Origin of the sequence: Streptomyces sp. NBC_01267, assembly GCF_036241575.1 — a bacterium.
In the GTDB taxonomy this organism is placed as follows: Bacteria; Actinomycetota; Actinomycetes; order Streptomycetales; family Streptomycetaceae; genus Streptomyces.
In genome coordinates, this window is sequence record NZ_CP108455.1 from 3,158,964 (window position 1) to 3,179,811 (window position 20,848).

General features: G+C 70.4%; 20 protein-coding genes. 11 read left to right on the forward strand and 9 right to left on the reverse strand.

Annotated elements, in window-relative coordinates; translation table 11 throughout:
- Positions 1–17 precede the first annotated feature (17 nt).
- Genes OG709_RS14415 through galU form a run of 4 tightly spaced genes read right to left on the reverse strand, consistent with a single transcriptional unit; the run spans position 18 to position 3,334 of the window.
- Complete coding sequence (locus tag OG709_RS14415) at positions 18–548, reverse strand: MogA/MoaB family molybdenum cofactor biosynthesis protein (RefSeq protein WP_250301832.1); 531 nt, start codon at positions 546–548, stop codon at positions 18–20.
- On the reverse strand, positions 545–1,045 hold the full coding sequence (gene moaC / locus OG709_RS14420) for a cyclic pyranopterin monophosphate synthase MoaC (protein ID WP_266642577.1): 501 nt from the start codon (positions 1,043–1,045) through the stop codon (positions 545–547). Before moaC ends, OG709_RS14415 begins: the two co-directional genes overlap by 4 nt.
- Before the next feature lie 60 nt (positions 1,046–1,105).
- Positions 1,106–2,428, reverse strand: a complete 1,323-nt coding sequence (gene glp, locus OG709_RS14425) for a molybdotransferase-like divisome protein Glp (protein WP_250301830.1) — start codon at positions 2,426–2,428, stop codon at positions 1,106–1,108.
- 3 nt (positions 2,429–2,431) lie between these two features.
- On the reverse strand, positions 2,432–3,334 hold the full coding sequence (galU, locus tag OG709_RS14430; RefSeq protein ID WP_250301829.1) for a UTP--glucose-1-phosphate uridylyltransferase GalU: 903 nt from the start codon (positions 3,332–3,334) through the stop codon (positions 2,432–2,434).
- Positions 3,335–3,427: 93 nt separating this feature from the next.
- Between galU and OG709_RS14435 the strand changes: the two genes are divergently transcribed.
- Positions 3,428–4,021, forward strand: coding sequence for a 5-formyltetrahydrofolate cyclo-ligase (locus tag OG709_RS14435; protein ID WP_329166407.1), 594 nt, complete (start codon positions 3,428–3,430; stop codon positions 4,019–4,021).
- Between the two features lie 3 nt (positions 4,022–4,024).
- On the opposite strand, the gene OG709_RS14440 is transcribed toward OG709_RS14435, so the two are convergent.
- Positions 4,025–6,769 carry a penicillin acylase family protein gene (locus OG709_RS14440; RefSeq protein ID WP_329166408.1) on the reverse strand — a complete coding sequence of 915 codons (2,745 nt, stop codon included), beginning with the start codon at positions 6,767–6,769 and terminating at the stop codon, positions 4,025–4,027.
- Positions 6,770–6,984: 215 nt separating this feature from the next.
- On the opposite strand from OG709_RS14440, the gene OG709_RS14445 reads away from it, so the two are divergent.
- The 5 genes from OG709_RS14445 to OG709_RS14465 all read left to right on the forward strand — a co-directional run bounded on the left by OG709_RS14445 (position 6,985) and on the right by OG709_RS14465 (position 12,341).
- Positions 6,985–8,496: a potassium/proton antiporter gene (locus OG709_RS14445; protein ID WP_250301942.1), complete on the forward strand. Its 1,512-nt coding sequence runs from the start codon at positions 6,985–6,987 to the stop codon at positions 8,494–8,496.
- Between the two features lie 237 nt (positions 8,497–8,733).
- On the forward strand, positions 8,734–10,071 hold the full coding sequence (locus OG709_RS14450; protein WP_443068577.1) for an MFS transporter: 1,338 nt from the start codon (positions 8,734–8,736) through the stop codon (positions 10,069–10,071).
- A 66-nt stretch (positions 10,072–10,137) separates the two neighbouring features.
- A complete protein-coding gene (locus OG709_RS14455) occupies positions 10,138–10,518 on the forward strand; it encodes an FmdB family zinc ribbon protein (RefSeq protein WP_250301826.1) in 381 nt (126 codons plus the stop codon).
- A gap of 140 nt (positions 10,519–10,658) precedes the next feature.
- On the forward strand, positions 10,659–11,501 hold the full coding sequence (locus OG709_RS14460) for an S-methyl-5'-thioadenosine phosphorylase (protein WP_266642568.1): 843 nt from the start codon (positions 10,659–10,661) through the stop codon (positions 11,499–11,501).
- A 210-nt stretch (positions 11,502–11,711) separates the two neighbouring features.
- Positions 11,712–12,341, forward strand: a complete 630-nt coding sequence (locus tag OG709_RS14465) for a hypothetical protein (protein WP_329166411.1) — start codon at positions 11,712–11,714, stop codon at positions 12,339–12,341.
- Positions 12,342–12,400: 59 nt separating this feature from the next.
- Here the strand turns inward: OG709_RS14465 and OG709_RS14470 are convergent, their stop codons facing one another.
- Positions 12,401–12,601, reverse strand: a complete 201-nt coding sequence (locus OG709_RS14470) for a hypothetical protein (RefSeq protein WP_329166413.1) — start codon at positions 12,599–12,601, stop codon at positions 12,401–12,403.
- A 179-nt stretch (positions 12,602–12,780) separates the two neighbouring features.
- On the opposite strand from OG709_RS14470, the gene OG709_RS14475 reads away from it, so the two are divergent.
- Together OG709_RS14475 and OG709_RS14480 are read left to right on the forward strand one after the other, a co-directional pair.
- The gene (locus OG709_RS14475) at positions 12,781–13,905 is read left to right on the forward strand and encodes a P1 family peptidase (RefSeq protein WP_329166414.1); all 1,125 of its coding nucleotides are present in this window, start codon (positions 12,781–12,783) and stop codon (positions 13,903–13,905) included.
- A 162-nt stretch (positions 13,906–14,067) separates the two neighbouring features.
- Positions 14,068–14,814: a DUF6227 family protein gene (locus OG709_RS14480; RefSeq protein WP_250301821.1), complete on the forward strand. Its 747-nt coding sequence runs from the start codon at positions 14,068–14,070 to the stop codon at positions 14,812–14,814.
- A 67-nt stretch (positions 14,815–14,881) separates the two neighbouring features.
- Here OG709_RS14480 and OG709_RS14485 read toward each other — a convergent pair whose 3' ends face one another.
- Complete coding sequence (locus tag OG709_RS14485; RefSeq protein ID WP_250301820.1) at positions 14,882–15,847, reverse strand: helix-turn-helix transcriptional regulator; 966 nt, start codon at positions 15,845–15,847, stop codon at positions 14,882–14,884.
- Between the two features lie 62 nt (positions 15,848–15,909).
- Here OG709_RS14485 and OG709_RS14490 point away from each other — a divergent pair, with 62 nt between their 5' ends.
- Entirely contained in the window at positions 15,910–17,472 is a 1,563-nt protein-coding gene (locus OG709_RS14490) for an MFS transporter (protein WP_250301819.1), read from the forward strand.
- Between the two features lie 159 nt (positions 17,473–17,631).
- Here OG709_RS14490 and OG709_RS14495 read toward each other — a convergent pair whose 3' ends face one another.
- Complete coding sequence (locus tag OG709_RS14495; RefSeq protein ID WP_250301818.1) at positions 17,632–18,612, reverse strand: sigma-70 family RNA polymerase sigma factor; 981 nt, start codon at positions 18,610–18,612, stop codon at positions 17,632–17,634.
- Positions 18,613–18,794: 182 nt separating this feature from the next.
- Here OG709_RS14495 and OG709_RS14500 point away from each other — a divergent pair, with 182 nt between their 5' ends.
- On the forward strand, positions 18,795–19,343 hold the full coding sequence (locus OG709_RS14500) for a GNAT family N-acetyltransferase (RefSeq protein WP_329166419.1): 549 nt from the start codon (positions 18,795–18,797) through the stop codon (positions 19,341–19,343).
- 33 nt (positions 19,344–19,376) lie between these two features.
- Here the strand turns inward: OG709_RS14500 and OG709_RS14505 are convergent, their stop codons facing one another.
- Entirely contained in the window at positions 19,377–20,156 is a 780-nt protein-coding gene (locus tag OG709_RS14505; RefSeq protein ID WP_250301816.1) for a dioxygenase family protein, read from the reverse strand.
- A gap of 95 nt (positions 20,157–20,251) precedes the next feature.
- Here OG709_RS14505 and OG709_RS14510 point away from each other — a divergent pair, with 95 nt between their 5' ends.
- Positions 20,252–20,842 (forward strand): MarR family winged helix-turn-helix transcriptional regulator, encoded by a 591-nt coding sequence (locus OG709_RS14510; protein WP_250301815.1) that lies wholly within the window; start codon positions 20,252–20,254, stop codon positions 20,840–20,842.
- The last annotated feature ends 6 nt before the right edge of the window (positions 20,843–20,848 follow it).

Below are 20,848 nucleotides of genomic sequence, written 5' to 3' on the forward strand. Positions count from 1 at the left end.
GGGCCACGGTGAGAGGTTCAGCTCATGCTCCCGGAGGTCCTCCCGGACTGCGTCCGGGGGCTGGGTCCGGGGTGGTCGCCGCCCCGGATCTGGTCGACGGCGTGGACCAACAGCCGCCCCAGTACGGCCAGTCCGTCGCGCACCCCTCCGGTGGAGCCGGGGAGGTTGACGATCAGCGTGGTGCCCGCCAGCCCCGCGACGCCGCGTGAGAGCGCGGCCGTCGGGACCCCGGCCAGCCCCTCGGCCCGGATCGCCTCCGCGATGCCGGGGATCTCGCGGTCGAGGACGCGGCGGGTCGCCTCGGGGGTGCGGTCGGTGGGCGAGATGCCCGTACCGCCGGTGGTGACGACGACGTCGTACCCGGCCTCGACACCGTCGCGCAGGGCCTGTTCGACCGGATCCCCGTCGGGGACGACCCGCGGACCTTCGACGGTGAAGCCCAGTTCGGTGAGCGCGGCGGCGATCAGGGGGCCGCCGCGGTCCGCGTAGACACCGGCGGAGGCGCGGTTCGACGCCGTCACCACGAGGGCGGTGTACGGCGCGGTCATGCGTCGGGGCCCGTCGGCGCGGACCGGTGGTAGTCGCCGGACTTGCCACCGGACTTCGCCTCGACGCGGACATCGGTGATGACCGCGCCCTTGTCGACCGCCTTCACCATGTCGATCACGGTGAGCCCGGCGACCGCGACGGCCGTCAGCGCCTCCATCTCGACACCCGTACGGTCCGTGGTCCGCACCGTCGCGGTGATCTCGACCGCGTCGTCGGCCACCGCCAGGTCCAGGGTGACCCCGGAGACCGCCAACGGGTGGCAGAGGGGGATCAGATCCGGGGTGCGTTTGGCGCCCATGATGCCCGCGATACGGGCGGTGGCGAGGGCATCGCCCTTGGGGACGCCCTCCCCCCGCAGCAGTTCGACGACGCGCGGCGAGACGAGGACCCGTCCGCTCGCGGTCGCGGTGCGCGCGGTGACGTCCTTCTCCGAGACGTCGACCATGCGGGCCGCGCCCACCTCGTCGATGTGGGTGAGCCCTTGCTGCGTACTCATTGCTGTGGCGCTCCCGGTCAGGCCTGTGTGGTCAGACACGGTACCGCCACAGCGCCGCGTTCAGCCCAGGAGGACCACTTCGAGCTCCGCGCCGGGCTCGGCCCCGGTGTCGTCCTCGGGGATGACGATCAGGCAGTCGGCGTGCGCGAGGGCCGCGACCAGGTGGGATCCGGCCCCGCCGACCGGGGTGACGGTGGCCGGGGCGGTCTCGGTGGCCGGGGTGTACCTGCCGCGCAGGAACTGGCGCCGTCCGGCCGGTGAGGTGAGCGCCTTGTCGGCCTCCAGCGTGGCGCGGACCGTCGGGCGGCGGACGTCCTTCAGCCCCATCAGGGCCCGGATCGCCGGGCGCACGAACAGCTCGAACGACACATAGCTGGAGACCGGGTTGCCGGGGAGCGCGAGCAGCGGGGTGTGCTCGGGTCCGATCGTGCCGAAGCCCTGCGGTTTGCCCGGCTGCATCGCGAGCTTGCGGAAGTCGACACCGCCGCTCACGTCGTCCTCGCCCCCCGTGCCGACGGAGGAGAGCGCCTCCTTGACGACGTCGTACGCGCCGACGCTGACCCCGCCGGTGGTGACCAGGAGGTCGGCCCGGATCAACTGGTCCTCGACGGCGGCGCGCAGCGTCTCCGCGTCGTCGGCGACCGCGCCGACCCGGTACGAGATGGCGCCCGCGTCCCGCGCGGCGGCGGTCAGGGCGAAGCTGTTGGAGTCGTAGATCTGGCCGTCGGCGAGCACCTCGCCCGGCTGGATCAGCTCGCTGCCGGTCGACATCACGACGACGCGGGGACGCGGGTGGACCTTGGCGGTGCCCCGGCCGATCGCGGCGAGCAGCCCGATCTGCGGCGGGCCGAGCACCGTACCGGCTTCGAGTGCGGGGTCACCGGGGCGGACGTCGCTGCCGCGCGCGCGGATGTGCGCACCGGCCTCGGCGGGGCGGTGCACCCGGACCTCACCGCTCGCGTCCTCGGGTGCGCCGCTCGCGGCGCGCATGGTGGTGGCCGCGCCCCCGCCCGTACCGCCGTCGGTCCACTCGACCGGGACGACGGCTTCCGCGCCGGGCGGCAGCGGGGCGCCGGTCATGATGCGGGCAGCTTCCCCCGGTCCCACGGTGGGCAGTTCACCCGCGCCCGCCGCCACGTCCCCGACCACGGTGAGGACGGCGGGGAACTCCTCGCTCGCGCCCTGCACGTCGGCCGTGCGGACCGCGTACCCGTCCATCGAGCTGTTGTCGAAGGGTGGCAGCCAGATCTCCACCGTGACGTCCTCGACGAGGACGCAGCCCTGGGCGTCGGGCAGTTGCAACTCGATCGGTTCGAGTGGGCGGACCGTGCCGAGGATGTCGTCCAGGTGCTCGTCCACCGACCAGATCGGGCTGTTGCTCACGTGCTACATCTCCTCGGTGACATAACGGCGAAGCCAGGCCTTGAAGTCGGGGCCCAGGTCATCACGTTCGCACGCGAGTCTGACAATGGCACGCAGATAGTCGCCGCGGTCGCCGGTGTCATAGCGGCGGCCCTTGAAGACGACGCCGTGCACCGGGCCGCCGACCTTCTCGTCGTGGGCCAGCAGCTGGAGGGCGTCCGTGAGCTGGATCTCGTTGCCGCGGCCGGGCTCGGTCCGGCGCAGTATCTCGAAGATCGCCGGGTCCAGGACGTAGCGGCCGATGATCGCCAGGTTGCTCGGGGCGTCGGCCACGGCGGGCTTCTCGACCAGGTCCGTGATCTTCACCACGTCGGACTCCCCGGCGGGTTCCACCGCCGCACAGCCGTAGAGATGGATCTGGCTCGGCTCGACCTCCATGAGCGCGATGACGCTGCCGCCGTGCCGTTCCTGGATCTCCACCATGCGCGCGAGCAGCGGGTCGCGCGGGTCGATCAGGTCGTCGCCGAGGAGGACGGCGAACGGCTGGTCACCGACGTGCGGAGCGGCGCACAGCACCGCGTGGCCCAGGCCCCTGGGGTCGCCCTGGCGGACGTAGTGCATGGTCGCCAGGTCGCTGGACTCCTGCACCCGGGCGAGCTTCTCGGCGTCGCCCTTGCGGGTGAGCGCGGACTCCAGCTCGTAGTTGCGGTCGAAGTGATCTTCCAGCGGGCGCTTGTTGCGGCCGGTGATCATGAGTACGTCGGAGAGTCCGGCCGCGACCGCTTCCTCGACGACGTACTGGATGGCCGGCTTGTCGACGACAGGCAGCATCTCTTTCGGAGTGGCCTTGGTGGCCGGCAGGAACCGGGTGCCGAGGCCTGCTGCCGGAATGACAGCCTTGCTGATCCTGGGGCGCGACTGAGTCATGGGAAGCACCATATCCGGTGACTCGGGGCGGAAGATGATGCTCCGGTTAATAGATCCTCATATTTGAGGTTACGAGAGGATTGCGCGCTTCCCATGATCACCGAAAAACCGGACAAAGCAACCCTGCGCCGCCAACTGCTCGCCGCAAGAGCGCTCTTGACCAGTAACGACGCAGAATCGGCCGCCGCGGTTCTCGCCGAGCGGGCCCTCACCCTTCCCGAGCTGGCGCGGGCCGGGACGGTCGCCGCGTACGTCTCGGTGGGGAAGGAGCCCGGCACCCGCGTCCTGCTGGACGCGCTCCGCGCGCGGGGGGTCCGGGTGCTGCTCCCGGTGCTGCTCCCCGACAACGACCTCGACTGGGGTACGTACGAGGGCGCGGGCTCACTGGAACGCGCCGGGCGCGGGCTTCTCGAACCGGGCGGCGGGCGGCTCGGCGTACGCGCGGTGCTCGACGCCGACACCGTGCTGCTGCCCGGACTGGCCGTCGACGGGCGGGGGATGCGGCTGGGGCGTGGCGGCGGCAGTTACGACCGGGTGCTCGCCCGGCTCGCGCGCGAGGGCGCCGACCCCGCCCTGGTGGTGCTCCTCTACGCGAACGAGGTGGTCGCCCGGGTCCCGGAGGAACCGCACGACCACCCCGTTCACGCGGTGGTGACGCCCGGAGGCGTCCAGCACTTCACCGGGTGAGCGTCACGGCTTCAGCACCAGGTGGTCGACCGTGCCGTGGTCGACGGCGCTCTTGCTGAACGACCACGTGAGCAGGTCGCCGTTGGCCCACATGTCCGTCTGGTCGGTGTAGTGCGCGCTGTACGCGTGCCCCGACGCCCCGGTCAGGTTGATCCACTGCGACTTGTCGAGATCCTTGAGGTTCACGACCATCCGCATCGACGGGACCCACACGACGCCGTAACCGCCCGCCGCGTTCCAGCCGGTGGCGTCGACGGCCGCCTCGCCGCCGCCCAGGTTCCACGGGCCGCGGTTGAGCATCCACTTGAGGACGCCGGGGCCGTCGGTGCCGAGGGTCTGGTTCTTCAGGGTCAGCTGGTGCAGCCGGCCCCAGTTCCAGGTGTCCATGTCCTTGCCGAGCTTGGCCGTCAGCTCCCAGCGGGCGTCCTTCATGGCGCGCCCGAACAGCTCGTCACGGTTGTGCGTGGCGGCGTCCAGCCGGGTCTGCGGCGTCTTCCACCAGTCGCTGTCCGGCTTGTTCAGCAGGTTGCGCACGACCTCGTACCACCGGTCGCCGCCGTCCGGCTGGGCCGAGTCGGCGGAGCGCTGGCCGCACTCCCGCACCAGCTTCTTCTGCTCGTCGGCCGGGCCCGAGGAGCTGTCGGCGGGCGGCACGTTGAGGCAGTCGCCCTCGGCCCGCAGCTCCTTGGGCAGCTTGTTGCCGAAGGCGAGCTTGAGGATGTTGCGCCAGACCGAGTTGAAGTACGCGGCTGCCGCCGAGTCCGGCTCCTGGGTGTAGTCCCAGCCTTCGAGGAGCTTCTGCGCCTGGCGGACATCCGGGTCCTTGACGTTCAGCTTCAGCAGCAGCGGCGTCAGCAGCTTGGCGATCTCGCTGCTGTTGTCGAGCTGCATCTTCTGCATGTCCTCGGTCGAGATCTTCCCGCCGTCCTTGATCTTCGACTCGATGAGATCGGTGATCCGCCGGCTGCGGGCGCCGTACCCCCAGTCCTCGGTCAGCAGGTAGGGGTACTTCTTCGCGTCGATCACGGCCTGGTTGGCGGTGACGATGTAGCCGCTCTTCGGGTCGTACTCGTACGGCAGCTTGTCGAAGGCGATGCTGCCCTTCCAGGCGTACTTGGAGTCCCAGCCCGGGGCGGGCATCGTGCCGTCGAACCCCTTGGCGCGGATCGGGATGGTGCCCGGCGCCTGGTAGCCGATGTGGCCCTTGGTGTCGGCGTAGATCAGGTTCTGCGAGGGGACCTCGAAGTCCTTGGCCGCCGCGCGGAAGGTCGTCCAGTCCTTGGCCTTGTCGAGCTCGAAGACCGCGTCCATGGAGTTGCCGGGCTGCAGCGCGGTCCACTTGAGGGCGACCGCGTAGCCGTTGCCGCGGTCCGGGGCCGCCGAGGCGACCGGGGCCTTCTGGCCGACCTTCGCCAGTTCGGTGTCCCGGTCCGAGACCAGCGGGCCGTTGTTCGTCTCGCGGACGGTGATCTGCCGCGACCTGCCGCCCGCGACCTTGATGGTCTCGTCGCGGGTGGTGAAGGGCTTCTCCTGGCCGTCGTAGAGATAGCCGGTGCTGCTGACCTTCTCCAGGTAGAGGTCGGTCACGTCGGCGCCGAGGTTGGTGAAGCCCCAGGCCACGTCCTGGTTGTGGCCGATGATCACGCCCGGCATGCCGGAGAAGGTGTAGCCCGCGACGTCGTAGCCGCACTTGCTGGAGACGGTCCGGCAGTGCAGGCCCATCTGGTACCAGAGCGAGGGCAGTTGCGGCGCCAGGTGCGGGTCGTTGGCGAGCAGCGGCTCGCCGGTGGTCGTGTACTTGCCGGAGACCACCCAGGAGTTGGAGCCGATGCCGCTGCCGCTCGGGCCGAGCAGCGCCGGGATCTCGTCCAGGGTGTCCGAGAGCGAGGAGAGCTGCGACTGCATGCCCTGGACCGCGTCACCCGCGGTGTTCGTCCCGTCGACGGAACCGGCCGGGTTCGCGTTCGGGTCGAACTTCCCGGTGACCGGGTCGATCCCGCCCTGCTGCACGATCGGCTTGTTCCTGCTGTACGGGTACGCCGGGTACAGGTCGTCGATCTGCTGGGTGTCGAGCCGCGAGGTCATCAGCGAACGGTCGATCTCGTCCTGCATGTTGCCGCGCAGGTCCCAGGCCATGGCCTTGAGCCAGGCCACCGAGTCGACGGGCGTCCACTTCTCGGGCTTGTAGTCGTTGGTGAGTCCGAGGGCGGCGTACTCGACGGAGATCTGCTTGCCGTCCTTGCCCTTCAGGTACTCGTTGACCCCTGCCGCGTACGCCTGCAGGTACTCCTTGGTCTTCGCCGACAGCTTGGTGTCGTACTCCTTCTGCGCGACGCGGCGCCAGCCGAGCGTCCGCAGGAAGGAGTCGGTCTTGACCTGTCCGGAGCCGAACATCTCGGAGAGACGGCCCGAGGTCATGTGACGGCGTACGTCCATCTCCCAGAAGCGGTCCTGGGCCTGTACGAAGCCCTGCGCGCGGAAGAGGTCGTCGTCGGTGTCCGCGTAGATCTGCGGGACGCCGTAGTTGTCGCGCTGCACGTCGACGTTCCCGGAGAGACCGGGCAGCTTTATCTCCCCGGTGGTCTGCGGGAGGGACGCCCGCACGGTGCTTACGCCCCAGTACGTCCCGTATCCGACACCCGCAACGAGCGCCAGGACCAGGACGATCACGAGCAGGCGGGCGCGACGCCCTTTCTTCTTGCGGGACTTCGTGCCGGAAGGGGCGGCGGAGATGGTGGCGGCGGGCATCGCTGTCCTTCGAGGGGCAGGGTGGTCCTGAGTGCTGGAGCAACCATAGGCGCAGCGCCGCCGCGGTCAGGACGCGGTATCCCCACCGGGTTCGCCAACGGCTTCACAGCCAGGCCCACAGCCGGGTTCGCACAACCACGCGAAGCGTCAAGGAAACGTCAAGGATTAGGTAGGGTAACGAAGTACCTGCAGGCGTACGAGGGAAGGAACGGCCACTGACTGTCCACCATCTCAACGAGCTCCTGCTGATCTGCTCGCTCGTTCTGCTGATCGCCGTGGCCGCCGTGCGCATCTCGTCGCGCAGCGGTCTCCCCAGCCTGCTGCTGTACCTCGGCATCGGGATGGCGATAGGCCAGGACGGCATCTTCAACGTCAAGTTCGACAACGCCGAACTGACGCAGGTGATCGGCTACGCCGCGCTGGTCGTGATCCTCACCGAGGGCGGCCTGGGCACCAAGTGGAAAGAGATCAAGCCGGTCCTGCCGATGGCGGTCGTGCTGTCGACACTCGGTGTCGCGGTGAGCGTGGGGATCACCGCCGCCGGTGCGCACTACCTGGTCGGACTCGACTGGCGCCAGGCACTGATCATCGGCGCCGTGGTGTCCTCGACGGATGCCGCCGCGGTCTTCTCCGTCCTGCGCAAGGTCCCGCTGCCCTCCCGGATCACCGGAGTGCTGGAGGCCGAGTCCGGGTTCAACGACGCCCCTGTGGTGATCCTGGTGGTCGCCTTCTCGACGGTCGGCCCCGTGGAGCACTGGTACGTGCTGGTGGGCGAGATCGCGCTGGAACTGGCGATCGGCGCGTCCATCGGACTCGCGGTGGGCTGGCTCGGTGCGTGGGGGCTGCGGCATGTGGCGCTGCCCGCGTCCGGCCTCTACCCGATCGCGGTGATGGCCATCGCGATCACGGCGTACGCGGGCGGCGCGCTGGCGCACGGCAGTGGATTCCTCGCCGTCTACCTCGCCGCGATGCTGCTCGGCAACGCCAAACTGCCGCACTGGCCCGCCACCCGGGGCTTCGCCGAGGGGCTCGGCTGGATCGCCCAGATCGGCATGTTCGTCCTGCTGGGTCTGCTGGTGAGCCCGCACGAACTGGGCAGCGACTTCTGGCCCGCGGTGATCGTGGGCCTGGTGCTGACGATGGTGGCGCGGCCGGTCTCCGTACTGCTGAGCCTCGCCCCGTTCCGGGTGCCCTGGCAGGAACAGACGCTGATGTCCTGGGCCGGGCTGCGCGGCGCCGTCCCCATCATCCTGGCCACCATCCCGATGGTGTCCGGCATCGACGGCAGCTCACGGGTCTTCAACATCGTCTTCGTGCTGGTGGTCGTCTACACCCTGGTACAGGGGCCGACCCTGCCCTGGCTGGCCCGCAAGCTGAACCTCGGCGACGACGCGGAGACCGCCTCCGACCTGGGCATCGAGTCGGCGCCGCTGGAACGGCTGCGCGGCCATCTGCTCTCGGTGGCGATCCCGGCGAAGTCCAAGATGCACGGCGTGGAGGTCGGCGAGCTGCGGCTGCCCGCGGGCGCCGCGGTGACTCTGGTCGTACGGGACGGCACGAGCTTCGTCCCGCTGCCGTCGACCGTGCTGCGCCGGGGGGACGAGCTGCTGGTGGTGGCGACGGACCCGGTACGGGACGCGGCCGAGGCACGGCTGCGGGCGATCGGCCAGGGCGGCAAGCTGGCCGGTTGGCTGGCGAACAGCGGTACCATGAACCGATTGACTTGATCGACCAACTCTGCCTGATGCAGAGCTGGCGCGACCGTATGGCGGTCGTGGCACCCTCGTCGTGGTCCCGCGCAGTTGTCCAGCTTCTCTGTGACATGCGTTCTGCCCGCCGAGGCGGCCCGGCATCTACCGCAGTTCCGCGCAAGAGGACAGCTCTCGGCAGCTCCCGTACGCATTGCCTCCCGCATGCCGTACCCGCAGGGGAGCGCCACCAGGCGGCAGAAAGGCAAGGCCGTGGTGTCCACGGTCTCCGAGGCCCGTCCGGGATACGGGCAGTTGTTGCGTACGCCGGGCGCCTGGACGTTCCTGCTGCCCGGCTTCGCCGCGCGGCAGCCCTTCGCCATGCTGACCATCGGCATCGTGCTGCTGGTGGACCACACGACGGGGTCGTACGGCAGCGCCGGTGTGGTCGCCGCGGTGAGCGGTGTCTCCATGGCGCTGTTCGCACCGCAGAGCGGCAAGCTCGCGGACCGGTTCGGGCAGCGCGCCGTGCTGTTCCCCGGCGTGATCGTCCACGCGGTGTCGGTGAGCGCCCTGGTGGTGCTGGCCCTGGCGGGCGCGCCCCTGTGGGCGCTGTTCCTCGCCGCGGTGCCGACCGGTGCGTCCATTCCGCAGATCGGCCCGATGGTCCGGTCCCGCTGGGCGGTGAAGCTGGAGGGGTCCCCCCTCATGTCGACCGCCGCGGCCTTCGAATCGGTGACGGACGAATTCACCTTCGTCATAGGTCCGGTGCTGACCACCGCGCTGTGTACCGGGATCCACCCGGCGGCCGGTCTGGTCACCGAGGCCGCACTGACCCTGGTCGGCGGTCTGGTCTTCGCGGCGCAGCGTCGCACCCAGCCCGCCGTCGGCGCCCGGGTCGCGGGCCAGCCGCGCGTGAAGCACGCCTCCGCCCTGTCCGTACCGGGTGTGCGGGCGCTGGCCATCGCCTTCCTGGGGATCGGGGCGGTCTTCGGCGGAATGCAGGTATCGCTCACCGCGTTCACCGAGGAGATCGGCCGACCCGGGATGAACGGTCTGCTGTACGGGATCTTCGCCGCGGGCAACATGCTCGCGGGGATCGCCTGTGGGGCCATCGCCTGGAAGACCGGTCCGAAGAACCGCTTGCTGATCGCCTACACGGCGCTGGCGCTGACCGCGTCCGGGCTCTGGGCGATGCACACGGCGCCGCTGATCGCCGGGCTCGGACTGCTGGTGGGACTCTGCATCGCGCCCGCCCTGATCAGCGGATACACGCTGGTGGAGAAGCTGGTGCCGGCCACGGCCAGGACCGAGGCCTTCACCTGGCTGACCGGATCGGTGGCGCTGGGACAGGCCGCGGCGGTCTCGGTGGCCGGGCAGCTGGCCGACGCGTACAACGCGAGCACCGGATTCCTGGTGCCGATGGGCGGCACGGTGCTGGCCCTGATCACACTGCTGGCACTGCGTTCCCGGCTCACCCCGAAGGGCGCGGAGCCGGTGTCGGGCACGGCGTTCGCGGAGGCGGGAGCCGGGTCCGCGGGAACGTCGGAAGCACGACGGACGAGCGGGACCGAGCGTGGGATCGGTCACCGCGTGCCGGTCTCGGTGGACTGATCCAGCGGAATGCGTCACTATAGAACGTCGTTAGCACTCACTGAGTGAGAGTGCCAGGAGGAGCAAGTGCCGACCTATCAGTACCAGTGCACCGAGTGCGGCGAGGGCCTTGAGGCGGTGCAGAAGTTCACCGATGACTCCCTCACCGTGTGCCCGAACTGCGAAGGACGCCTGAAGAAGGTGTTCTCGGCGGTGGGCATCGTCTTCAAGGGCTCGGGCTTCTACCGGAATGACAGCCGCGGAGCCTCGTCGAGCAGCACGGCGGCTTCCGCGAAGCCTGCCGGGTCGTCCTCGTCGGGGTCCTCGGGCTCCTCGGGTTCCGATTCGAAGGCGGGCGCTGCCAAGTCGTCCGACTCGTCGTCGGCTTCCGCGTCGTCGGCGTCGTCCTCGGCTTCGTCGTCCTCTTCCGCGTCGAGCAGCTCTTCGAGCGGCAGCTCGGCCGCCTAGGACCTGTCCGGGAAGTGCCGTCCCCGTACTGCTCCTCGTATTGCCCGTACTGCTCTCGCCAGTACTTCTTTCCCTAGGACCCTGCCGTCACCGACGGTGGGGCCTTAGGCGTTTCCGGTGCCCCGGATAGTGTGACCGGCATGGCGAACGCGGCGAATGCAGAGATCGGTGTCATCGGCGGCTCGGGGTTCTACTCCTTCCTGGAGGACGTGACCGAGGTCGAGGTGGACACCCCGTACGGGAAGCCCAGCGACTCCCTCTTCCTCGGCGAGATCGCCGGGCGGCGGGTCGCCTTCCTTCCCCGGCACGGACGCGGCCACCATCTGCCGCCGCACCTCATCAACTACCGCGCGAACCTCTGGGCGCTGCGGTCCGTGGGCGTACGGCAGGTGCTCGGCCCGTGTGCGGTGGGCGGGCTGCGGCCGGAGTTCGGACCGGGCACGCTGCTCGTTCCCGACCAGATGGTGGACCGTACGAAGGCGCGTACGCAGACGTACTACGACGGTCACGCCCTGCCGGACGGCAGCAGGCCGAAGGTGGTGCACGTCTCGCTGGCCGACCCCTACTGCCCCGCAGGGCGCCGGGCCGCCCTCGCGGCGGCGCGTGGCCGGGACTGGGAGCCGGTGGACGGCGGGACGCTGGTCGTCATCGAGGGACCGCGCTTCTCGACCAGGGCCGAGTCGCGGTGGCATGCGGCGATGGGCTGGTCGGTGGTCGGCATGACCGGGCACCCCGAGGCGGTTCTCGCCCGTGAACTGGGGCTCTGCTACGCGTCGATGACGCTGGTGACGGACCTGGACGCGGGCGCCGAGGCGGGCGAGGGGGTCTCCCACGACGAGGTGCTGAAGGTCTTCGCCGCCAATGTGGACCGGCTGCGTACGGTGCTCTTCGACGCGGTGGCCGGGCTGCCTGCGGAGAACGCGCGGGAGTGCCTGTGCTCGCACGCGCTGGACGGGGTCGATACGGGGATCGAGCTGCCTTAGCGGGCTGCTTCAGCGGCTGCTCCAGGAGGTTGCTTCAGGGGCTGTTTCAGGGGGCTGTTTCAGGGGGCTGGGTGTGCTCAGGGGTGAGTGAGTTGTCCACAACTCACGGGTAGCCCACAGGTCTCAGCGGGACGGCGCGGAACGCTGGATGGTGGGGAGCACTCGACACGAGCAAGCTCCTCTCACCAGGCGGTGGTTGTCATGATCCCCATGCCCGCACCAGTCGTGTCCGCGCCCGAACCGCGCGGCGTACCGTCGTTCCCCCCGTTGCGGGTGCGCTCCGGGCGGCACCGCCTGTGGCAGGCCCTGAACCGGCGGCGCCGGGCGATGGCGGCGGGACTGGTGCTCGCGGCTGTCGCGCCGACGCTCTGGGCGTCGCGCGACACCGGGCCCGCTGCCGCGCAGGCAGCCGCACATGCGGGTGAGCGGGCGGGTACGCAGGCCGGCGGACCGACGGGTGAACGAGCTCGTGAACGGACAGAGGAGCGGGCGGGCGTACGGGCTTCGCCGGCCGTTCCCGGGCACGGCCCACCCGATCTGGTGTCGGCGCCGGTGCGTATCGCTGACGCGGCGACGGTCCGGCTGCTGGCGCCGGGTGACCGGGTCGACGTCATCGCGGCCGGTGACACGACAGCAGGACCGGCGACGGCGGACACCGGCACCGGCACCGGCACCGCCAGGGTGGTGGCCAGAGGTGTCCGGGTGGCCGATGTACCGGCGGGTGCGGGTGACTTCCCCGTCGACGGTGGGGCACTGATCGTCCTCGCGGTCCCACGCGCCACAGCGACCGCGCTGGCGGGCGCCGGCGCGACCTCAAGACTGGCGGTGACGATGTGCTGACGTCACCGGACGCCCCGGCGCGGTGGATCAGATCCGTGGTGGATCAGATCCGTGGTGGGTCAGATGTGGTGAGGCGGCTTCTCGTCAAGGAAGCGGGCCAGGTCGGCCGCGCCGTCGGTCGAGGAGGGCCGCTCTCCCCAGCCCCGGTCCGTGTCGTCCGGGGACTGCTGGTCCAGCGGGTCGTCGAAGATCAGCGTCGGCCTGGGCCTGGGCCTGGGCTGCTCGTCGTCACGCGGGCCGGGGGCGGAGGTGCTGCTCATACGGCAAGGGTACGGCGACCGGCCGGTACCGTCCCGCCGTCCTCCGTCCCGCCGTCCTCCGTCCCGCCGTCCTCCGTCCACTTCGCCGACGGTCACGCGCGTACGGTCGCTCACCGGCGGTGCAGATGGCATTCAGCTCGGACGCCGCTGGATCAGTGGCGCAGTGGTCCCATGGGGTCATGACACCAGGGGACCAGACACCAGCAGACGCACCGGAAGACGCACGGGAGGCGCCGGCGGAGGCGCCGGTCGACGCAGCCCGCGGCGCGGCCACCGGCTCGCCCACCGACTCGCTCACCGACTCGCTCACCGATGTGGCCGGTCTGCGGGTCGGGCACGCGCGAGTGCCCGGCGGCCGGGCGCTGAGCGGCACCACCGTCGTGCTGACCCCGCCCGGCGGGGCGGTCGCCGCGGTGGATGTGCGCGGGGGCGGACCCGGCACCCGCGAGACGGACGCGCTCGATCCGCGGAATCTGGTGCAGCGGGTGGACGCCGTCGTACTGACCGGCGGCAGTGCTTACGGGCTGGACTCCGCGTCCGGTGTGATGGCCTGGCTGGAGGAGCAGGGGCGCGGCTTCCAGGTCGGGCCCGACCCCGCGCAGGTCGTCCCGGTCGTCCCCGCCGCGTGCATCTTCGACCTGGGGCGCGGCGGTGACTGGCGGGCCAGGCCGGACGCCGCGACCGGACGCGCGGCGGTGGAGGCTGCCGCCCGTACGGAATCCGGCGCCCCGGTCGCCCAGGGCAACGTGGGCGCCGGTACGGGAGCGGTCGCCGGTGGGCTCAAGGGCGGTGTGGGCTCGGCGAGCATCACACTCGCCTCGGGTGTCACCGTCGGCGCCCTCGCCGTGGTCAACGCGGTGGGTTCGACGGTCGATCCGCAGACCGGCGTGCTCTACGGCGAGTACGGCGACGGCCGGCCCGAGTATCCGGATGCCGCCGTGCACGCGGAGGCGCAGAGGCGGCTGGCCGCTGCGCGCGGGCGCCACGCGCGCCCCCCGCTGAACACCACCATCGCCGTGGTCGCCACCGACGCGGAACTCACCCGTGCCCAGGCGCAGAAGCTGGCCGGTACGGCGCACGACGGACTCGCGCGCGCCGTACGCCCCGTCCACCTGCTGCACGACGGCGACACCGTGTTCACGCTCGCCACCGGCACATGTCGGCTCCCCGATCCGGGGGTGCTCAACGAAGTGCTGGCCGCAGGTGCCGACGCGCTGTGCCGGGCCGTGGTGCGGGCGGTGAGAGCGGCGGAGTCGGTGGAGGGGCCGGGCGGAACGTTCCCGGCCCACCGTGATCTGTACTGAACTGACGGCACATCTACTGACGTACCGGACAAGCGAGTTGGCCGAGAGGACAGGAACTTTCCGCGCCCCCTGGACGTTTTGCCGAACGAAGGCCACCTTGTCAGACCCAGGGACTACGTTGAGTCCCAGAACCATGACTTGCCGCGACGGCCTGGAGAGACCTTGAGCGATCCGCATGAGACGACCGAGGAGCACCTCGCGCGACTCCTCGGCCGCGCGCTGAACTCCTTCGAGCTGCCCGATGCCACCATCGAGCGGCTCGACTGCGCGCTGGCGCACAACAGCGCGCTGCACTCCTCGCACCACAGCTCGGGCGCCGGGCTGCACCGCGAGACGTACCGGCACACCTTCCTCATCGCCGACGGCAGCGACCTGACCCTGTGGGAGCTGGTGTACGACACGGGTGCCGGTGCGGGCCCGCAGCACGAGCTGTACACGGGCCAGGAGGAGGCCCGGCTCGCCGTCACCCGTATCCGTGGCGCGGATGCCGCCGCGATGTTCCCGGACGAGGACCCGGAGGACGACCTCGGCATCCTGAGCGCCCTGAAGTCCACCCCGCCCGCCCCGGTGGCCCGGACCTACTCGGCCGACCGGTCGGCCGACCATGCCCGCCGCGTACTGCGTCGCGCGGAGAACCCGGACCGTCCCGGCGAGGACGTGGCCCGGCTGCTGCGTTCCGCATTCGCCCACCAGATCAGCCAGGCCTTCGGCACCCAGTGCCGCTTCGAGACCGGGGAGGACGCCGGCTTCACCCTCTACGAGCACGCCTTCCTGCTGCTCGACGGCCAGGAGTTCAGCCTCTGGGAGGTCGAGCACACGGCCACGCCCGACGGCCGCCACATGTGCGAGGTGTACACCTCGCAGAGCGCCGCCCGGACCGCGATGGAGCTGCGCGCCCGCGTGAGATGACGCGCCCGCGTGCGACGCGCGCCGGTTCCACGCCGACCTCGCGTCGGCGCCCTTTCCACGTCATCCGTCATCCGTCACTCGCTGCCCGGACCAGCCGAGCCCCCAACTCGGCCAGGTGGTCGATCAGTTCGGACGGATGGTGGACGGTGAATTCCGCGTCCACCAGCGAGAGGCGCAGCCCCAGGTACTCCAGCGAGTCGGCGATCGGCTGCCGCAGTCGGCAGCGCCGCTCCCCCAGGGCCTCCGGCGTGGCCATCCCGTTCGGGAGCCGCGCCGCCACGAATTCCGCCGGCGCCTCGAAGGTGACGTCGAGATCCACCACCGGCTGGCGCCGCGACAGCGACCGGCTGACGAACTCCGCCGCATTGCCCGCAGGCAGCTCCCGCGGAACGAACCGCACTCCGGTCGGGAACGGCTCGCTGACCCGGTCGACCCGGAACGTACGCCAGTCCTCCCGGTCGATGTCGTACGCGACGAGGTACCAGCGCCGCCCGGTGGAGACCAGGCGGTGCGGCTCGACCAGCCGCTTCGTCTCCGTACCGTCCCCGGCCCGGTAGCCGAAGCGCAGCCGCTCGGGCCCGGTGGCCGCGCCCGCGATCACCGTCAGGGTCGCCGGGTCGATCGTCGCACCGTCGCCGCTGGTCAGCGGGATGGTCGCGGCCTGGAGCGTGGCGACGCGGTGGCGCAGCCGGGACGGCAGCACCTGCTCCAGCTTGGCCAGTGCCCGTACGGATGCCTCCTCGATGCCCTCGACCGCGTGCCCCGCCCCGGCGCGCAGGCCGACCGCGATGGCCACCGCCTCCTCGTCGTCGAGGACCAGCGGGGGCATCGCCTTGCCCGCGACCAGGCGGTATCCGCCCTCGGCGCCCATCGTGGCCTGCACGGGGTAGCCGAGGTCGCGCAGCCGGTCGATGTCCCGCCGGATCGTGCGCCGGCTGACCGCCAGGCGGTCGGCGAGCTCACCCCCCGGCCATTCACGCGGAGTCTGGAGCAGCGAGAGCAGTTGCAGCAGCCGTGCCGGAGTGTCCGTCATGTCACTCAGGATGCCGCCCCACTGGGACATTTTCTGACCTACATCCCCTTTAGCTTGGAGACATGACCTCAACACCCCCGCAGACCGCGCAGAACGCGCAGACGGCGCAAAAGGCGCTCAGCGCGGACCGCCGCCGGTGGTTCGCGCTGGCCATCGTGATGACCGCGGCCTTCATGGATCTCGTCGACGTCACGATCGTCAACATCGCGATTCCGTCCATCCAGAAGGACACCGGCGCCACCTTCAGCCAGATCCAGTGGATCACCGCGGGCTACGCGCTCGCCTTCGCCGCGGGGCTGATCACCGGCGGCCGGCTCGGAGACATCCACGGCCGCAAGAAGCTCTTCCTCATCGGCATAGCCGGCTTCACCCTGGCGTCCGCGCTGTGCGGCTTCGCGGCCAACCCGGAGATGCTGGTCGCCTCGCGGATCCTGCAGGGCGCGATGGCCGCGCTGATGGTCCCGCAGGTGCTCTCGATCGTGCACGCCACGTTCCCCGCCGAGGAGCGCGGCAAGGTCTTCGGCCTGTTCGGCGCGATCGTCGGCCTGGGCGCGGTGTCGGGCCCGCTGCTCGGCGCGCTGCTCACCCAGTGGAACATCGCAGGTCTGGAGTGGCGGCCGATCTTCCTGATCAACCTGCCGGTGGGTGTGGTCGGCCTGCTCCTCGGCCGGAAGTTCATCAGCGAGTCCAAGGCCCCGAGGGCACTCCGCCTGGATGTCGTCGGCGTGGTGCTCGTGGTGGTGGGGCTGCTGATGCTGCTCTACCCGCTGACCCGCGGCCGTGAACTGGGCTGGCCGGTCTGGGGTTTCCTCTGCATGGCGGGCAGCATCCTGGTCTTCGCCGGGCTCGTGGCGTACGAGCGGCAGAAGGCGCGCAGGGACGGTTCGCCGCTGATCGAGCTGGAACTGTTCAAGGTGAAGAGCTTCGCCGCGGGCATCGCGGTGCAGGCCACGTTCGGGATCGCGCTGGGGATCTTCTTCCTGGTCTGGACGATGTACATGCAGATCGGGCTCGGCTGGAGCGCGCTGCGGGCCGGGACCACGGGCATCCCCTTCTCGGTCTCCGTGTCGGTGGCTGCGGCCATGTCCGTACAGAAGCTGGTGCCGCGTTTCGGCCGCAAGGTGCTCCAGACCGGTGCGCTGCTGATGATGACCGGCCTGCTGATCTACATCTGGGAGGCCGACCGGTACGGCATGGGGATCGCGTCCTGGCAGATGGCGCTGCCGCTGGTGGTCATGGGACTCGGCATGGGTCTGATCGTGGCGCCGTTGACGGACGCGGTGCTCGCGGACGTACCGAAGGAGCACTCGGGTTCGGCGTCCGGGCTGATCAACACCGTGCAGCAGATGGGCAACGCGCTGGGGCTCGGGCTGGTGTCCGTGGTCTTCTTCGGTTCGATCAGCGACCGACTGGCCCCGAGCGCGACGGGTCCGGCGTTCGCCCACGCGTTCATGAACTCGCTGTGGTGGGTGGCCGGGGTGCTCGGCGCGATCTTCCTGCTGATGTTCGCACTGCCGAAGCGGGCGCCGGCCGGTGCTGAAGCGGCGTCGGTGGCGGACGAGGCCGGCGATGTCGGCGGACCGGCCGGGACGGACGAGGCGAAGGAGCCGGTACTCACCGGCTGAGCCTGCGCCACTCAGGACCGCTCCGGACCACTCGCGGTACCGGACGCGCCGCCTGCCCCGGCGACCCCCGGACGCACCTCGACCGCCGTACGGGACCGATAAACGGTCCGTACGGCGGTCGGGGTGTGCGGCTTCGCTGCCGAGGCGGGCGGGCGGCGCTCACGCCGCAGCGTCGAAGCCCACGTCGTCGGCCATCTTCTTGAGTTCGAGCAGGGCGTGCTTCTCGATCTGCCGGATCCGCTCGCGCGTCAGGCCGTGCTCCTTGCCGACCTCGGTCAGCGTCCGCTCCCGGCCGTCGTCGATGCCGAACCGCATCTTGATGATCGAGGCCGTGCGGTGGTCGAGCTTGCCGATCAGTTCGTCCAGCTCTTCGCTGCGCAGCAGCGTCATCACGGACTGCTCGGGCGACACCGCCGAGGTGTCCTCCAGGAGGTCACCGAACTGTGTCTCGCCCTGGTCGTCCACCGGCATGTTCAGGCTGACCGGGTCGCGGGCCCAGTCGAGGACATCGCTGATCCGCTCCGGCTTGGCGTCCAGCTCGGCCGCGATCTCCGAGTGCTCCGGGTCCCGGCCGTGCTCACGGTTGAACTCCCGCTGGACCCGGCGGATACGGCCCAGTTCCTCCACCAGGTGGACGGGGAGCCGGATGGTCCGGGACTGGTCGGCTATGGACCGGGTGATGGCCTGGCGGATCCACCACGTCGCGTACGTGGAGAACTTGAAGCCCTTGGCGTAGTCGAACTTCTCGACCGCGCGCACCAGGCCGGCGTTCCCCTCCTGGATGAGGTCGAGCAGCGGCAGCCCGGCTCGCGGATAGCGGCGGGCGACAGCGACGACCAGTCGCAGGTTGGAGCGGATGAAGACGTCCTTGGCCCGCTCTCCCGCGGCGACCAGCGCCTCCAGTTCCTCACGCGAGGCCCCGCCCGCCTCGCTCTGCACGGAACCGTCGAGCACCTGCTGGGCGTACACCCCCGCCTCGATGGTCTGAGACAGCTCGACCTCCTTTGCGGCGTCGAGCAGTGGCGTACGTGCGATTTCGTCGAGGTACATGCCGACCAGGTCGCGGTCGGCGATCTCCCCGCCTACGGCGCGAACGCTGCTTGCCCTGTCGGAACGACGGGCGACGGCACGGGTTGCCATGCGTGCTCCCTAACGTAAGTAACGTGATGAGGTCGCGAATCAGTGGCTCGTGTGGTGCGGAACACCCTGGTCGGTGTCCTGCATCTGATGGAAACAACGACTGGAATCCGGACAGAATTCCCATGGCACGCTCTGATTTTCGTGATCATGCAGTACCCTGTCCGGCCACCGAGGGGGAGCAGATGTCCATGGAAGGCACGGAAGTGCAGGTCAGGCCGGGCATCGAGGCGGACCTCGGCGCTCTCACCGATCTTTACAACCACTACATCCGTGAGACTGCGATCACATTTGACACGAATGTCCTCACCGTCGAGGAACGCCGTCCGTGGCTGCTCTCCCACCCTGAAGACGGCGCCCACCGCCTCCTGGTTGCGCAGGATGTTCCGTCCGCCCGAATTCTGGGGTACGCGACCAGCAGCGCGTTCCGGCCGAAAGCCGCGTACGCCACGTCCGTCGAAGTCAGCGTCTACTGCGCCCCCGACGCGGGCGGCCGGGGCCTCGGCACGCTGCTCTACACCGCCCTGTTCGAGGCCCTGGAGAACGAGGACGTGCACCGGGCGTACGCGGGCGTGACCCTGCCCAACGCCGCCTCGGTGCGGCTGCACGAGCGGTTCGGCTTCACCCCTGTGGGCACCTACCGGGAGGTCGGCCGGAAGTTCGGCACGTACCACGACGTCGCCTGGTTCGAGCGGCCCCTCGGCACGGACCAGGCCCGGCCGACCCCGAGCTGATCCGACAGGCCCGGCCGGACAGGCCCGGACCGTCTATCCGAACTGCACCGACCGCTTCGCCAGCCCCATCCAGAACCCGTCGATCACCTGACGCGCATCGCCCAGTTCCTCGCCCGCCGCCCCGAGCGTCACGAACAGCGGCGCGAAGTGCTCGGTGCGCGGGTGGGCCAGCCGTCCGGCCGGGGACTTGTTCTCGAAGTCGAGCAGCGCGTCGATGTCCAGTGCTTCCAGGGCCTCCCGCCCCCATGCGTCGAACTCCGCCGACCACCCGGGGATCCCTTCGTGCCGCAGCGCGGCCAGGTTGTGGGTGAAGAAGCCGCTGCCCACGATCAGCACCCCTTCGTCCCGCAGCGGGGCTAGCTTGCGCCCGATGTCCATCAGCTGCTGCGGGTCGAGGGTGGGCATGGAGATCTGGAGTACCGGGATGTCGGCTGCCGGAAACATCTCCACCAGCGGGACGTACGCGCCGTGGTCGAGCCCCCGGTCCTCGATGTCCTGGACCGGGGAGCCCGCGCCGCGCAGCAGTTTCCGGACCCGCTCGGCGAGGACGGGTGCGCCCGGGGCCGCGTACTCCACCTGGTAGTAGTGCTCGGGGAAGCCCCAGAAGTCGTAGACCAGGGGGACCGTCGCGGTCGCGCCAAGCGCCAGCGGGGCCTCCTCCCAGTGCGCGGAGACCATCAGGATCGCCTTGGGGCGGGGCAGGCCGGCGGACCAGGCCGCGAGCTGACCGGGCCAGACCGGGTCGTCGGCGAGCGGCGGCGCGCCGTGGGAGAGATAGAGGGCGGGCATGCGCTCCGGGGCGGTGGCGGTCATGGCGGCAACTCCCATACTTGAAGTCTCAAGCTTTCACCCAAGACCTTAGACCAGATCTAGTTTAATCTTCAAGAAAGAGTCGTAGAGTGGAGCGCATGGCCACGAAACCGCCCCCTGACAGCCGCTCCGACGGCCCCGCCGCCGGAACCACCGAAGGCCCCGCCGCCGGAGCCGCCGAAGGCCCCGCCGCCGGAACCGCTGCCGGATCGCGCTGGCTCAGTGACGAGGAGCAGCTCACCTGGCGTGCGTATCTCCATGCCTCCACGCTCCTGGAGGATCACCTCGACCGCCAGTTGCAGCGCGACGCCGGAATGCCGCACACCTATTACGGGCTGCTCGTGCAGCTCTCCCAGGCCCCCGGGCGGCGGATGCGGATGACCGAGCTGGCCATGGACGCGAAGATCACCCGGTCCCGGCTCTCGCACGCGATAGCGCGGCTGGAGAAGAACGGCTGGGTAAGCCGCGAGAACTGCCCCTCCGACAAGCGCGGCCAGTACGCCGTCCTGACGCCGGACGGCATGGAGGTGCTGGAGCGGACCGCGCCCGGCCATGTCGCTGCCGTACGGCAGGCGCTCTTCGACCGGCTCTCCCCCGAACAGGTCGGCCAGCTCGGCGAGATCATGCGCGTGATGGCCGAGGGCCTCCAGCCGACGGGTACGGACGCGGATCTGCCCTGGCTCCGCTGACACCGG

Excerpts from the sequence above, each read along its gene's own strand:
- OG709_RS14415 (WP_250301832.1), bottom strand. The coding sequence starts at position 548 with ATGACCGCGCCGTACACCGCCCTCGTGGTGACGGCGTCGAACCGCGCC.
- moaC (WP_266642577.1), bottom strand. The coding sequence starts at position 1,045 with ATGAGTACGCAGCAAGGGCTCACCCACATCGACGAGGTGGGCGCGGCC.
- galU (WP_250301829.1), bottom strand. The coding sequence starts at position 3,334 with ATGACTCAGTCGCGCCCCAGGATCAGCAAGGCTGTCATTCCGGCAGCA.
- OG709_RS14435 (WP_329166407.1), top strand. The coding sequence starts at position 3,428 with ATGATCACCGAAAAACCGGACAAAGCAACCCTGCGCCGCCAACTGCTC.
- OG709_RS14440 (WP_329166408.1), bottom strand. The coding sequence starts at position 6,769 with ATGCCCGCCGCCACCATCTCCGCCGCCCCTTCCGGCACGAAGTCCCGC.
- OG709_RS14460 (WP_266642568.1), top strand. The coding sequence starts at position 10,659 with ATGGCGAACGCGGCGAATGCAGAGATCGGTGTCATCGGCGGCTCGGGG.
- OG709_RS14465 (WP_329166411.1), top strand. The coding sequence starts at position 11,712 with ATGCCCGCACCAGTCGTGTCCGCGCCCGAACCGCGCGGCGTACCGTCG.
- OG709_RS14470 (WP_329166413.1), bottom strand. The coding sequence starts at position 12,601 with ATGAGCAGCACCTCCGCCCCCGGCCCGCGTGACGACGAGCAGCCCAGG.
- OG709_RS14475 (WP_329166414.1), top strand. The coding sequence starts at position 12,781 with ATGACACCAGGGGACCAGACACCAGCAGACGCACCGGAAGACGCACGG.
- OG709_RS14485 (WP_250301820.1), bottom strand. The coding sequence starts at position 15,847 with ATGACGGACACTCCGGCACGGCTGCTGCAACTGCTCTCGCTGCTCCAG.
- OG709_RS14490 (WP_250301819.1), top strand. The coding sequence starts at position 15,910 with ATGACCTCAACACCCCCGCAGACCGCGCAGAACGCGCAGACGGCGCAA.
- OG709_RS14495 (WP_250301818.1), bottom strand. The coding sequence starts at position 18,612 with ATGGCAACCCGTGCCGTCGCCCGTCGTTCCGACAGGGCAAGCAGCGTT.
- OG709_RS14500 (WP_329166419.1), top strand. The coding sequence starts at position 18,795 with ATGTCCATGGAAGGCACGGAAGTGCAGGTCAGGCCGGGCATCGAGGCG.
- OG709_RS14505 (WP_250301816.1), bottom strand. The coding sequence starts at position 20,156 with ATGACCGCCACCGCCCCGGAGCGCATGCCCGCCCTCTATCTCTCCCAC.
- OG709_RS14510 (WP_250301815.1), top strand. The coding sequence starts at position 20,252 with ATGGCCACGAAACCGCCCCCTGACAGCCGCTCCGACGGCCCCGCCGCC.